10 protein-coding genes are annotated in these 12,808 nt (G+C 68.0%); 6 read left to right on the top strand and 4 right to left on the bottom strand.

What is annotated here, in order from left to right; genetic code table 11:
- Positions 1 to 13 precede the first annotated feature (13 nt).
- Both H4W31_RS33605 and H4W31_RS33600 read right to left on the bottom strand, forming a co-directional pair.
- On the bottom strand, positions 14 to 811 hold the full coding sequence (locus H4W31_RS33605; protein ID WP_192770290.1) for an SDR family NAD(P)-dependent oxidoreductase: 798 nt from the start codon (positions 809 to 811) through the stop codon (positions 14 to 16).
- Positions 812 to 1,020: 209 nt separating this feature from the next.
- Complete coding sequence (locus H4W31_RS33600) at positions 1,021 to 1,593, bottom strand: TetR family transcriptional regulator (RefSeq protein WP_192770289.1); 573 nt, start codon at positions 1,591 to 1,593, stop codon at positions 1,021 to 1,023.
- A gap of 117 nt (positions 1,594 to 1,710) precedes the next feature.
- On the opposite strand from H4W31_RS33600, the gene H4W31_RS33595 reads away from it, so the two are divergent.
- From H4W31_RS33595 to H4W31_RS33585, 3 genes are all read left to right on the top strand, one after another.
- Positions 1,711 to 2,286 (top strand): TetR/AcrR family transcriptional regulator, encoded by a 576-nt coding sequence (locus tag H4W31_RS33595; RefSeq protein WP_192770288.1) that lies wholly within the window; start codon positions 1,711 to 1,713, stop codon positions 2,284 to 2,286.
- 100 nt (positions 2,287 to 2,386) lie between these two features.
- Positions 2,387 to 3,643: an MFS transporter gene (locus H4W31_RS33590; protein WP_192770287.1), complete on the top strand. Its 1,257-nt coding sequence runs from the start codon at positions 2,387 to 2,389 to the stop codon at positions 3,641 to 3,643.
- A 94-nt stretch (positions 3,644 to 3,737) separates the two neighbouring features.
- Positions 3,738 to 4,700 carry an NADP-dependent oxidoreductase gene (locus tag H4W31_RS33585; protein WP_225945807.1) on the top strand — a complete coding sequence of 321 codons (963 nt, stop codon included), beginning with the start codon at positions 3,738 to 3,740 and terminating at the stop codon, positions 4,698 to 4,700.
- A 950-nt stretch (positions 4,701 to 5,650) separates the two neighbouring features.
- Here the strand turns inward: H4W31_RS33585 and H4W31_RS33580 are convergent.
- Entirely contained in the window at positions 5,651 to 6,421 is a 771-nt protein-coding gene (locus tag H4W31_RS33580; RefSeq protein ID WP_225945806.1) for a class I SAM-dependent methyltransferase, read from the bottom strand.
- 403 nt (positions 6,422 to 6,824) lie between these two features.
- Between H4W31_RS33580 and H4W31_RS33575 the strand changes: the two genes are divergently transcribed.
- Both H4W31_RS33575 and H4W31_RS33570 read left to right on the top strand, forming a co-directional pair.
- Positions 6,825 to 7,517: a response regulator transcription factor gene (locus tag H4W31_RS33575; protein WP_318783553.1), complete on the top strand. Its 693-nt coding sequence runs from the start codon at positions 6,825 to 6,827 to the stop codon at positions 7,515 to 7,517.
- Entirely contained in the window at positions 7,514 to 8,965 is a 1,452-nt protein-coding gene (locus H4W31_RS33570) for a HAMP domain-containing sensor histidine kinase (protein WP_192770285.1), read from the top strand. The genes H4W31_RS33575 and H4W31_RS33570 overlap by 4 nt, the downstream gene beginning before the upstream one ends.
- A gap of 205 nt (positions 8,966 to 9,170) precedes the next feature.
- Here H4W31_RS33570 and H4W31_RS33565 read toward each other — a convergent pair whose 3' ends face one another.
- On the bottom strand, positions 9,171 to 11,315 hold the full coding sequence (locus H4W31_RS33565; protein WP_192770284.1) for an MMPL family transporter: 2,145 nt from the start codon (positions 11,313 to 11,315) through the stop codon (positions 9,171 to 9,173).
- 260 nt (positions 11,316 to 11,575) lie between these two features.
- Here H4W31_RS33565 and H4W31_RS33560 point away from each other — a divergent pair, with 260 nt between their 5' ends.
- Positions 11,576 to 12,793: a monooxygenase gene (locus tag H4W31_RS33560; protein WP_225945805.1), complete on the top strand. Its 1,218-nt coding sequence runs from the start codon at positions 11,576 to 11,578 to the stop codon at positions 12,791 to 12,793.
- The last annotated feature ends 15 nt before the right edge of the window (positions 12,794 to 12,808 follow it).

Raw genomic sequence — 12,808 nt, 5'->3', positions numbered from 1 at the left:
CGTGCGGGCTGGATCAGCTCTGGTAACGGTCGGCCGGGACCGACCGAGACAGGTTCGGGATCATGGCTTGGCGGGCGGCGTCGAACGTGTCCCAGTCGGTGATGTCCGGCAGGGACAGCAGGGTCATGGGCTCGCCCGCGTCCAAGCCCGCAAGGGCGGCGTCGACCGCGTCGTCGGCGGACATGACCCACTCCTCTGGGAACGCTGAGACCTCGATACCGGAACCGTCCCAGAACTCGGTACGGACCGCGCCCGGGAAAACCGCCTGTACACGGATTTCGGACTCCGCGAGCTCCTGCTGCAACGCCTGGGTGAACGCCACCACGTAGCTCTTCGTTCCGCTGTAGACAGCGCTGACCGGCAGCACGTTGAGCGCCAGCGCGGACGACAGGTTGATGATCGTGCCGCTGCCGCGCCGGGTGAAGCCCGCGAGCACCGCGGTGGTTAGCCGGGTCAGCGAGGTGACGTTCAGCGTGATCAGGTCTTCCATCTGGGACGGATCGGCCTGGGAGAGTGGACCGAAGACGGTGCCGCCGGCGTTGTTCACCAGCAGCGAGATCGACTCGTCGGTGCGTAGGCGGGTTTCCACCGTCGCGAGTTGGGTGGGGTCGGCGAGGTCCGCGGCCAGTACCTCGACCGTCCGTCCGGTGTTCTCGGCGATCTTCGCCGCGACGGTGTCGAGCCGGCTCTTGTTGCGGGCGACCAGCAGCAGGTCGTGACCGCGGCGGGCGAGCCGGTCGGCGTACACGGCCCCCAGGCCGGTAGAGGCCCCGGTGATCACGGCGATGCCTTGTGCGTTCGTGTCAGACATGGAGGCGATTCCTTTGGGATCGGAAGCGGTTGCCCGATGGGCACCGCGTTGCCTAATTAGATTACCCCCATCATCTAAATGCTACAAGCCGAGGCTGCCGGAGCGGTCAAAGAGGGGCAGGTTGACACGAAGCGCCGCCCGTCGGTTGCTCCGGCGGGCGGCGCCTGGGTCAGGGTGGCGGCTTGTTTAGTCCTCCGCGCGAGGGCGCCTCATGGGTTGCGGCCGTATCGGGCAAGCGCCTCGTGGGCCGCGGCCAAGATCTGTTCGGACAGGTCGGATCCGGCGGTCGCGCGGGCGAGTGTCAGTGCACCGACGAGCATCGAGAGGGTGGCAAGATCCTCGTTGCCGTCCGTGGACAGCCATTGGGCGAACAGGCCCACGCCGTCGGCGTAGGCCGCTCGGGCGGAACCCCCGATATCCTCGCCCGCGATGTCCGAAGACAGGCCGGTGGTGGGACAGCCCTGCCCAAGGTCGTCCCGATGTTCCGTCGACAGGTAGTAGTCGATCAGATCCTTACGGGCCGCATCGTGGTCGCCCGGACGCTTGGCGTCGAATTCCGTTAGCAGCGCGGCGAGATCGGCGAACGCCTGCACGGTGGCTTCGGTGAGCAACGCCTCCTTGGAGGCGAACTGCCGGTAGAAACCCCCATGCGTGAGGCCGGCCTCGGCCATAAGATCGGCGACGCTGACTGCCTGGACGCCTCGTTCGCGGAACAGCCGGGCCGCGGCGGCGACCACCTGCCTGCGGTTCTCCTGCGCCTGCGCCTGCGATACCCGCCCCATGGTGCACCTCCTCTGGGAGTATAGATGATGGAACACATCTATTGCGATCGGCGGGCGGCTAGGGTACTGTACCGTTCGTTCCCAAAAGGCGACGCGATCTCACGAGGGGAGCTGGCCGTGGCTCGACAGAAGGAGTTCGACCCGGAGCTCGTCCTTGATCGTGCGATGACCCTGTTCTGGGAGCAGGGCTACGAGAAGACTTCGATGCAGGAGCTTGTCGCCCGGATGGGCATTCACAAGCGCAGCATGTACGACACCTTCGGTGACAAGCGGGCCTTGTACCTGAAGGCCCTGGACCGGTACGCAGACACGGTGGAGCGGGACAACCGCGAGGCCGCCGAGCGAGAGGTGAGTGCCCGGGCCGCGCTTCGAGGGCTGTTCGAGTCGGCGGTGGCGGACGTCGGGCAGCGGCCCGCCGGCTGCCTGTCGGTCAACTGCGCCACGGAACTCGCGATGCGCGATCCCGACGCGGCGGCACGGGTGGGGAAGGGTTTCGCGCGCGAGCAGCAACTCGTGTTCGACCTCGTCCGGCGCGGCCAGGACGCGGGCGAGATCACTGGGAGGCATGATCCGCGCAGTCTGGCGTTGTCGCTGTTCAATGCCTGGGTTGGTCTACGGGTCAGGGTCCGCACCGGCGTGCCGCGCGCACAATTGCAGCAAATGGTCGAGGGCATGCTGACCATGCTCGACTAATTTTTTTTGGCCATATTCCGCACCGATCGTTCCCAAATTGTGAGTGCGCTCCGTCAACGACCGATGGTGCGTGATCTGCTGACCAAAGGAGGAGTCCGTCATGACACGGGCCGACCCATATCTCGCACCACCCCCGACCAGGGGGTCCTGGGCCGCCGTCGTGGGCATCGCCCTCGGTGCGTTCGCGCTCGTCGTCACCGAGTTCCTACCGGTCGGGCTGCTTCCCGACATGACCCGGGAATTCGGCGTCTCCGAAGGCACCGCTGGGCTTGCGATCACCGCCACAGCCCTGTTGGGCGCCATCGCCGCACCACTCACCACCATCGTCATCGGCCGGCTCGACCGCAGGACGGTCCTGCTCAGCTTGACGGGTCTCCTCGTCGTTGCCGGGGCGATCTCGGCGTTCGCGCAACATTTCGCAGTCCTCATCGCCGGTCGGGTTCTGCTCGGCGTAGCGGTGGGAGGCTTCTGGGCGGTCTCCCTCGCCGCGGCGGCAAGGCTGGTGCCGCACGACCGGGTGCACACCGCGTCGTCGCTGGTCCTCGGAGGCATCTCCGTCGGCGCCGTGGTCAGCGTCCCAGCCGCCTCCTTCATCAGCGCCCACTACGACTGGCGGATTGCCTACGGGGCGGCCACCGCACTCGCGGTCGTCGTGTTCCTCATCCAGCTTGTGTTGCTCCCGAGGATTCCCATGCACCGGGCGGTGGTGGCGGGCCACTTCCGTCAGCTGCTAGCGATGCCCAAGGTTCGGGCGATCCTGCTCACCGTGGTGCTCATCGTCGGCGGCCACTACGCGGGATACACCTTCGTCACCCCGTACCTGGAACAGCTCACCGGACTCCAGACGAACTCACTGAGTATTCTCCTACTTGTCTACGGCGTGGTCACCGTCGTCGGTACCTTCATCGGTGGAGTCCTAGCTGCACGCCACCGGCACCGCGCCGTCCTGATAACCACGGGCGTATTTCTCCTCTCGATGACCATTGTGGCGGCTTTCGCGCATGACGCCGTGGTCACGACGCCCGCCGTACTGGCGTGGGCTCTCGCAATCGGTATGGCGCCCGTCTGCACCCAGCTGTGGCTGTACGCGAACACGACCCGGTTCGTCGAGGCGGCGCAGGCGATGAACACCGGCGTCTTTCAACTGTCGATCGCCCTCGGCTCGCTCCTCGGTGCGGTGACGGTCGACCTCATCAGCCTTCACAGTTCGATGTGGCTCGGCGCGGCGGCGCTGGCACTAGCCGCCCTCGTCGTCCTCGTCGTCGGGCGGGTGGCCCCGGACAACGAGGACGAACGCCAGCACGACACCGAAGCGAGCAGCCCAGCGGCGGCCAGGGAACCGGCGAGGTCGGCGTAACCAACGCCGACATTGCCCATTGACATATGCAAAATCGAGTACGGCTTCATTCCGAACGACACCGGCACATCCACAGATCAGAGCGAGGAAATAAATGGCACTCCTTCACATGAAGGCCATCACCCAGAACGTGTACGGTCCACCGGACGTCCTTCAGATCAGCGACATTCCGCGGCCCCAGCCGCTTCCCACCGAAGTACTCGTACGGGTCCACGCAGCCGGTGTGAATCCCATCGACTGGAAGACACGAGCCGGGCACGGCCTTCCTGGCATCGGCGAGCCACCGTTCATCCTGGGCTGGGACGTCTCCGGCGTCGTCGAAGAGGTGGGCTTCGGTGTGCACACCCTACGCGTCGGTGACGAGGTGTACGGCATGCCGTGGTTCCCGCGCCAAGCCGGCGGCTACGCCGAGTACGTCACCGCTCCGGCACGCCAGTTCGCCGCCAAACCCACCAAGCTCGACCACGAACACGCGGCGGCTGTGCCACTCGCCGCCCTTACCGCATGGCAAGCCCTCGCCGACGCCGCCCGCATCACACCCGGCCACCGGGTACTTGTACACGCGGCTGCTGGCGGCGTAGGCCACCTTGCGGTTCAGATCGCCAAACGCATGGGTGCCCACGTCATCGCCGCCGCACGTGCCGCGAACCACGACTGGCTACGTGACCTCGGTGCCGACGAACTCATCGACTACACCAAGGAACCCTTTGAGGAAGCCGTGAGCGACATCGACGTCGTTCTCGACCTTGTTGGTGACGCCGCCGACAGAACCAGTACTCGATCGCTCGACACGCTGCGCCCGGGTGGACTGATCATCCCCATTCCGGGAGCGTCCGCCGAACTCATCACCGAAGCAGGCCACCGCGGGCTCACCGTGACACCATTCCTGGTGGAACCGGACGGTGCTGCGTTGGCTAACCTCGCACGGATCATCGACGCTGGAGAACTCCACGTCGAGGTGCAGAAGATACTGCCGCTCACCCATGCCCCCGCAGCGCACGTCCAAGGCGAACAGGGACACAATAAGGGCAAGCTCGTACTGAGGGTCAGAGACTGATTACACGGTCCCGACTCGGGGGTCCACAACAGCCCAATCGGTTGTCTACCCGTTACGAGACGACCCGGTGCCAGCCGTACTCATTCGAGCGATCGCCAGGTACGGATGATCCCCCGAACGGCGCTGCTGCGGTGCTTGGGATGGGCGAGTGCGGGGCATCGGACCCTTGTGTCGAGTGTGGCAGCTCGTCGGAGACCGTTACCGCCTGGCCGACCTGATCGCCAGCGGCAGTATGGGTGACGTTTAGCGGGCCGTTGACGAAACCCGGAACCGCTGCCTGGCCGGCTACACGGCTACGAAAGTCACCTCGTCGAGGGCGACGACCCTGCCGCTTTCATCGGTGAACGCCACATCGAGCCGCGCGCCCGTGCTGCGGCTGCGACGCTGCGCGCTGGGCCCGGCCGCCGGTGCGCAGTGCTGATCGCCCCGCTGCTGAAGCGCGCCGAGGACGATCCGCAGTTCCTCGCCCGCGGGGGAGAGGTGGTACTCGTACCGAATGCGGCGGCCGAGTGGTAGCGAAGTCGCCGCCGCAGTTAAGGCCCCGGGTTTCGATTTCGGCTCATCGCCGCCAGCCGCCCCGACGGCCGGACTGCTGCTCCAGTATCTTGCCGAGGGATATCGCATCCCATATCGAGATATGTCTTGTCGGGTGAGAGCCGGTAAGCCGGCCCAGACCGACATACGGGCGATCAGACATCCGGCGAGGTTGTGGTGTGCCCGAATCCCGGTTAGTGCGTTGATCTGGTGTTGTGAAGATCGCCTCGGGCGTACTGGTGAGGTCGATCGCATGTGAGCTGTGACCGCGAGAGTTGCAGTGACGAGCATCGTCATGTCCAGACGTCAACCGACACCAGAGGCGACCACAGAGCGTGACGACTCTGGCAGATACGAGGCGCGCGGACGGCGGCATGACAATGCGGCGGTGCTTCCCGCCTATTCTTTCGTGCCGATCAGCATCTTGACGCGTACAGGCTCGTCATAGGTCTCGGCGGAGGGCAAGGCCGCTCGAAGTTGCTCGCCGAAATCAGCACGGTCCCCCGCGCGGGAAGCCGATCGGCGGAAAACGCTGAGTACACGCCGCCTATTAGGTGCTCGAGATCGATCGTATCCATGTACTCATGACTCTTTTCCGACACAGTGAGGCCGGCTGCCCGCAGGTTTGCGGCGTAGCGCTGCTGGCTGGCGGCATCCGTACCACAGGCGTAGGTCAACGGTTCGCCCAGCCATCGCTCCAGGAAGGTGCGGAGTGCGTGAGACCAGGTGCTGTCATGCATCCAGGCGGGCCTTCCGTTCGTCACGACGGCCACGGCACCGCCGGGACGAAGGTACGGAAGGAGGTTGGTGAATAGGGGATCCGGATTCATCCAATGCAGCGCTTGCCCGATGGTGACCGCGCCGAGTGATTCGTTGCCCAGGACAGCACCCATGGCGGGGACGTCGGTGTCGGCGCCGAGCATCCAGGTCACATTGGCGGTTTGCCTTTCCCGTGCGACGTCGCGAGCCCGTTCGAGCATGTCGGGCTCAGGATCCATGCCGATAGCTCCGCGGACACGCTGGGCGAGAGGCAGCGTCAACTGACCGGTGCCACAGCCGAGGTCGAGCACGACATCGGCTGCGTCGAGACGAAGAGCCGCAGTCAGCGCGTCGACGACCGGCGCCGGATAACCACGTCGATATCGCTGATAGAAATCGACAACGTCTCCCTTGAATCCCAGTCCCATGTCGTGAGTCTGCTGGCGGGGCAACAGAAAGGACAGAGTTTTCGCTGAGAGCGTTGACGCACTGAACTCGACAGTTCCGAACGTCCACCGATACGGCAGGTCGCTTACGGAGCGTGACGGCTCCGGCTGGATGGCGCGCACGGTCGGCGGCATGACAGTGCGCGGAGTTCGCCGCCGGCCTGCGGGCCTGGTAGTGCGCCTGGCGCGCCGGCACTCCGTTCTCGCAAATATCCGTGCCGGCGGTCCCACGGTTCGTTGCCGTCCCGTCAGTGGTCAAGTCTGAGCTCAGGCATCCGTAAGAGCACCGTCCGCGGGCACCACAGAGGCGACGGTTCTAATCCTGGCCCCAGGTTGATCGGGGAGGATGAGCGGCAAAGCATCGACTGGAAGGGGGCGGGCCAGCGTGCGGATCCTGATCGCGGATGATGACGGGGCCATCCGTGAGTCGCTGGAGCGGGTGCTCCAGGTCGAGGGTTACGACACCAGCACCGTCGCCAACGGTCTCGCCGTGCTCGACGGGGTCGGCGGGGCGGGCGGTGACGGGCTGGATCTGCTGATCATCGACGTGATGATGCCTCGCCTCGGCGGGTTGGAGACCTGCCGGCGGTTGCGGGCCGCGGGTCGGGATCTGCCGGTGTTGATGCTGACTGCCCGTGACCAGGTCTCCGACCGAGTCGCGGGGCTCGACGCGGGCGCTGACGACTACCTGCCCAAGCCGTTCGCCACCGAGGAGTTGCTGGCCCGGGTGCGGGCCCTGCTGCGCCGGCGCACGCCGGCCGACGGGGAGTCGCAGATCCTGTCGTTCGCCGACGTCCGGGTCGATCCCGACAGGTTCGAGGCGTGGCGTGGCGGGCGGCCGCTGCGCTTGACCCGGACCGAGTTCTCCCTGCTGGAGGTTCTCGTGCGCAACGCGACCCGGGTCTTGACCCGCGACGCGCTGTTCGAGGCGATCTGGGGCTTCGACATGAGCGCCACCGCCAACAACCTCCAGGTATACGTGAGCTACCTGCGCCGCAAGATGGAGGCCGAGGGTGAGCCGCGATTGATCTACACGCTGCGCGGCCTGGGTTACACGTTGCGGGAGACTCCTCCGTGAGCAGGCCCGCCGGCCGGGAACCGCGCCGGCTGACCCGATGGTGGCGCCGGCGGTCCCTGCGGACCAGGCTGACGGTGATCGCGGCGACGGCCATCGCGGTCAGCGTGTTCGTGGCCTTCCAGGTGGCCAGCGAGCTAATGGACTGGGAGCTGCAGGACGCCGCCGAGGATCAGCTGCGCGCCGACTCCCGCGTCCTGGCGACGGACGCGGAGCACGCCAGTGTGGCGCAGGTCCAGCTACCGCCGTATCCCGGGTCCGGTCGGCTGGTGCGGGTCATCCTGCCCGACGGCTCGACCCGGACGCCGGTCGGCCAACCCGCGCTGCCTCCGGTCAGCGGGCGCGCCGGGCGCGTGGCGCAGGGCGCGTCGGCCGACCTGATGGAGTCGAACGACAGCGACGAGGACGGCTACCGCATTTACACGCTGCGGGCGGGCGACGGCGCGGTCCAGGTGGCCCGCGTCGCCGACGACAGCCCGATCAACCGGTTCGGGTTCGGGATGCTGCTGATCGGGCTGCTCTGCGTGGTTGGCGGCGCCCTTGTCGGGCGGACCGTGGCGCGGGCCGGGCTGGCACCGATCGACCGGCTGACCGCCGCCGCGGTACGTGTCGCGCACACCCGGGTTCTCGACGCCGACATCCCGGATGAGGGCGGTGGGGAGATCCGGCGGCTGATCCAGGCGATCAACGAGATGCTCGCCGCGCTCCGGGACTCGCGGCGGGCCCAGCGGCTGCTCGCCGAGGATGCCGCCCACGAGCTCAAGACCCCGCTCACCAGCCTGCGCCTCAACGTCGAGCTGCTGATCCGGCTCGATCGGCGCGGCACCCTGGACAGCGCACTGTCGGCGGAGAGCCGGACCCGGTTGCTCAACGATCTCGGCGCGCAGGTGGCCGAGTTGAGCACCCTTGCCGCCGAGCTGACCGAGGTGGCACGCGGTGACGTCAGCGACGAGAGCACCGAGGTGCTCGACCTCGCCGACGTGGTGGTGACCGCCGCGACCCGGGCGCGTTCCCGCGTGCCTGACATCGAGGTCGCGCTCGACGTGACCTCCGTGTGGGTGAGCGGGCGTCCCGCTGCGCTCCAGCGGGCGGTGCTCAACCTCATCGACAACGCCGGCAAGTGGTCCCCCGCGGACCAGCCGGTCCAGGTCCGGCTGCGTGCCGAGGGCGCGTCGGCGGTGCTCGAGGTTGACGATGCCGGGTCGGGCATCGACGCCGTCGACGTACCGCGGGTGTTCGACCGGTTCTACCGTGCCGACAGTGCCCGGGGGTTGCCGGGATCCGGTCTGGGGCTGTCGATCGTGCAGCGGGTCGTCGACGCCCACGGCGGCCGGGCCGCTGTCGCCCGTTCCACACGCGGTGGCGCGCTGCTTCGGGTCGACCTTCCGGCCGCGGCCCCGCCCGCCCCGATCGCGCGCCGCGCCGCCGGGGAGGACACCGCGGTGCGCTGACCCCGTCCCGGCGGTGTGGCGCAGGACAAGAGACGGCCGCCTTCGGGCATGACCCCGTGCCGTTCACCTTCGGGGCCGGACACCGCGGTGCGCCGACCCCAGGCCCGGCGCGTCGCGCAGGACCGGAGGGCGGCGGCCGTCGGGCCCACGAAAGGACACGGGACGGGCTGGATGCCCGTCCCGGATCTCGTCCGTGCCGCCGCGCTCACCGTTGCAGCGCGGGCTCCTCCTCGTCGGCGAGCGTGTGTCGACCGATCGGCGGCCCTGCCGCTGGACGGGACAGCCGGCTCGGCCACCAGATCCGCCGGCCGATCAGGAGGGTGAGGGCGGGCACCAGGACCGACCGCACCAGCAGGGCGTCGAGCAGCACGCCGAAGGCGACCAGGAACCCGACCTCGATCAGCATCACCAGCGGAAGTGTGGCGAGGACCGCGAACGTGGCCGCCAGGACCAGCCCTGCCGAGGTGATGACGCCACCGGTGGCCGACAGGGCCTTTAGCATGCCCTCTCGGGTGCCGAGACGCACGGTCTCCTCCCGGGCCCGGCTGGCCAGGAAGATGTTGTAGTCGACGCCGAGCGCCACCAGGAACAGGAATGCCAGCAGCGGCACCGAATAGTCGATACCTTTGAACCCGAGGATCGTGTCGAAGACGAACACGCTGCCGCCGAAGGCCGCCGCGAACGAGACGATCACAGTCGCCATCAGGACCAGCGGGGCCACGATCGCGCGCAGCAGCAGCCCGAGGACGATCAGGACGACGGCGAGCACCAGCGGGATCACCCGCTTCTCGTCGCGGGTGGTGGTCACCTCGGTGTCGAGGTTCTCCGCGCTCGGCCCGCCGACGATCGCCTCCGCCCCGTTCACCGCGTGCACGGCGGTGCGCACCCGCTTGATCGTGTCGTACTCCGCGGCGGTGTCCGGCGCGTCGGTCGGGAACACGGAGATGTCGGCCCAGCCTCCGACGGTCTGGCCCGGGACGGCCTCTGCCACGCCGGGAGTGCGCTTGACGATGTCGACCACCCGCTCCTGGTACGCCGGCCGCGTATAGATCGTCATCGGCTGGCCGCCGAGCTCCGGGAAGTGCTGGCGGAGAACGGTGAAGCCGGTGACGGACTCCGGCGCGGACAGGAACTGGTCCTGCTCCCGCAGGGCGCCGGTGTTACCCGTCAGACCGATGGCGAGCACGCCGAGGACTCCGAGCGCGCCGAGCGTGGCCACCCACCGTCGGCGGCTGATGCCGGTGCCGAGCCGTCCCCACAGCCCCGGCTTGTCCTGCACGGCCGTGCTGAGCCGCGGGATGGCCGGCCAGAAGACTCGCCTGCCGAGCACCACGAGCACCGCCGGGAACAGCGTCAGCATGGCCACCAGCGCGCACAGGATGCCGGCGGCGCCGATCGGGCCCAACCCGCTGGTACTGTTCAGGTCCGCGACGAGCAGGCAGAGCAGGCCGGCGACCACGGTGGCCGCGGACGCGACGATGGCCGGCGCCGCGCCGCGTAGCGCGTGGACCATCGCGACCCGGACGTTCTCGTGGTGGCGCAGTGTCTCCCGATATCGAGCGATGAGCAACAGCGCGTAGTCCGTGCCGACGCCGAACACCAGGATCGTCAGCAGCGCCGAGTTCTGGTCGTTGACCACGATGCCGAAGCCCTTGACGAGCAGGTAGACGGTCGCCATCGCAGTCAGTGCGGCCGCGCCGACGACCACGAGCGGGATGAACCACAACACCGGGCTGCGGTAGGTGAGGATAAGCAGGACCGTGACGACGACGACCGTGGTGAGGAAGACCTGCAGGTCGATACCGTCGAAGACAGCGTCCATGTCGCCGTCGATCGCGGCCGGGCCGGTCACGTCGAGTTCCAGGCCGGCGGGGCGGTCCTTCGCGGCGTCACGCAACGGGCCGACGATGGCCTCCGGTGCGCCGTAGGTCGTGCTCACGTCGAGGGTGAACATCATCGCCTTGCCGTCGGTGGAGAGTCTTGTCGCCGGGCCCTCGTCGTCCTCGCCGGCCGCCGCCTTCGGCGGGTACCGCTCGGCAAGGGTGTTGTAGTGGCGCTCGACCGTCGCGCGGTCGGCGTCGGTCATGCCGCCGGCACGGTGGTACACGAAGACGAACGTGTTGTCCTCGCCGCCGGGGAGACTGTCCTCCAGCACCGCCACCTTGGTGGACTCGGCGCTGGCCGGCAGGGTGTCCACCGCTTTGTCGGTGGTGACCGAGCTCAACTTTCCGCTCAACGGCACCATGACCGCCGCCAGCGCCAGCCACAAGCCGATCACCAGCCACGGCACCCATCGGCCTGCCAACCGACCGGGCGGCGCTTCCCTGGGCGGCACTGCGTTGACTGACATCAATAGCCTCCTGACGGGCTGCATCGCTTATCTGAGGCCAACTTCGTACCGAGCGAATCTGAGACGACCGTTAATCCGGTGATCAGACCGGTTGGCAAGGCCCAGGCGACACAGCCGTCGGACCGGATGAGCAACGCGGCACGGCTCTCGTGCGGGTGCCGAACGGCGCTCCGGGAGTAGTACCGCGGTACCACCTCCCTCCCGACGATGACGACCGCGGTACGACGAAACAAGACGGAATCTGTCCTAGCGTCCGGGCTATGAGGAAATCTGACAGTCCACGGTGGAAGTTCGCGGCGGGCGCCATGACGCTGGTGACAGCGTTCGCTGCTGTCGCCGCTTGCGGGTCGGACGCCGACAACAGTGCGGCGCGCCCAGCTGCCGGCCCGCACAGCATGCACGCGGGCGCGTCGCCGGCTCCACCGCAGTCGCTGCGCGCCGGCGAGCGGTTCCTGGACCTGAAGATGGCCGAGGCCTACACGCCTACGGCGCCGGAGGGCGGGGGCACGGACGAGTACCGGTGCCAGGTGATCGATCCGGACCTGACCAAGACGGCGTTCGTGACCGGGACCCAATTCGCACCGGAGAACGTCGCCATCGCGCACCACGCCATCGTGTACGCGGTGCCGCCGGACCGCGCTGCCCTGGTGCGCAAGCAGGACGCGAAGACGCCCGGCCTCGGCTGGCAGTGTTTCGGCGGGACCGGCGTGCCCGGCGCCGACGTGGAGGGCGACGACCAGGGCGCGACGTGGGTGGACACCTGGGCGCCGGGCGCCACGGAGACGCTGCTCGACCAGGACATCGGCTTCAAGCTGGGGCCGGGCAGCCTGATCATCCTCCAGATCCACTACAACCTGCTCGCGACCGACGGCAAACCGGCCGGGTCGGACCGCTCGGCGGTGCGGCTGCGGCTGACGGACGGCACGCCCCAAACTCGGGAACTCGAAACGTGGTCGCTCGACGCGCCGACCGACCTGCCCTGCGCCGCCGACGAGTCGGGTCCGCTCTGTGACCGGGCGGCCTCGATCGCGGACGTGACGAAGCGGTTCGGACCGGATGTCGGCGAGTCGGCGGACCGTCAGGTGGAGGAATGCAACCCGGGCGGCGTGCCGAAGCCCGGTAACACCCAGACCTGCGACCAGAAGGTGCCGGCGCCGATGACGCTGTTCGCCGGTTTCGGCCACATGCACCTGCTCGGGCGGGCCATCAAGGTCGAACTCAACCCGGGCACGCCGAACGCCAAGGTCGTGCTCGACGTGCCGCAGTTCGACTTCGACAACCAGCGGCTGATGAAGTTGCCGTCGCCGGTGGAGATCGGTCCGGGGGACACGCTGCGGGTGACGTGTACGCACGACGCGAGGCTGCGCAGACAGCTGCCGCAGCTGAAGAAGCTGCCGCCCCGCTACGTGGTGTGGGGCGACGGCACCAGCGACGAGATGTGCACGGGCATCATGACGGTCTCCCCCCGCAAGTCCTGAGGAAGCGTCGAACGT

Source organism: Plantactinospora soyae (assembly GCF_014874095.1).
GTDB classification, from domain to species: Bacteria; Actinomycetota; Actinomycetes; order Mycobacteriales; family Micromonosporaceae; genus Plantactinospora; species Plantactinospora soyae.
Note: the sequence above shows the minus strand (reverse complement) of the source record. Positions and strands in the feature narration are given on the sequence as shown.

Excerpts from the sequence above, each read along its gene's own strand:
- H4W31_RS33590 (WP_192770287.1), top strand. The coding sequence starts at position 2,387 with ATGACACGGGCCGACCCATATCTCGCACCACCCCCGACCAGGGGGTCC.
- H4W31_RS33585 (WP_225945807.1), top strand. The coding sequence starts at position 3,738 with ATGGCACTCCTTCACATGAAGGCCATCACCCAGAACGTGTACGGTCCA.
- H4W31_RS33580 (WP_225945806.1), bottom strand. The coding sequence starts at position 6,421 with ATGGGACTGGGATTCAAGGGAGACGTTGTCGATTTCTATCAGCGATAT.
- H4W31_RS33605 (WP_192770290.1), bottom strand. The coding sequence starts at position 811 with ATGTCTGACACGAACGCACAAGGCATCGCCGTGATCACCGGGGCCTCT.
- H4W31_RS33565 (WP_192770284.1), bottom strand. The coding sequence starts at position 11,315 with ATGTCAGTCAACGCAGTGCCGCCCAGGGAAGCGCCGCCCGGTCGGTTG.
- H4W31_RS33600 (WP_192770289.1), bottom strand. The coding sequence starts at position 1,593 with ATGGGGCGGGTATCGCAGGCGCAGGCGCAGGAGAACCGCAGGCAGGTG.
- H4W31_RS33560 (WP_225945805.1), top strand. The coding sequence starts at position 11,576 with ATGAGGAAATCTGACAGTCCACGGTGGAAGTTCGCGGCGGGCGCCATG.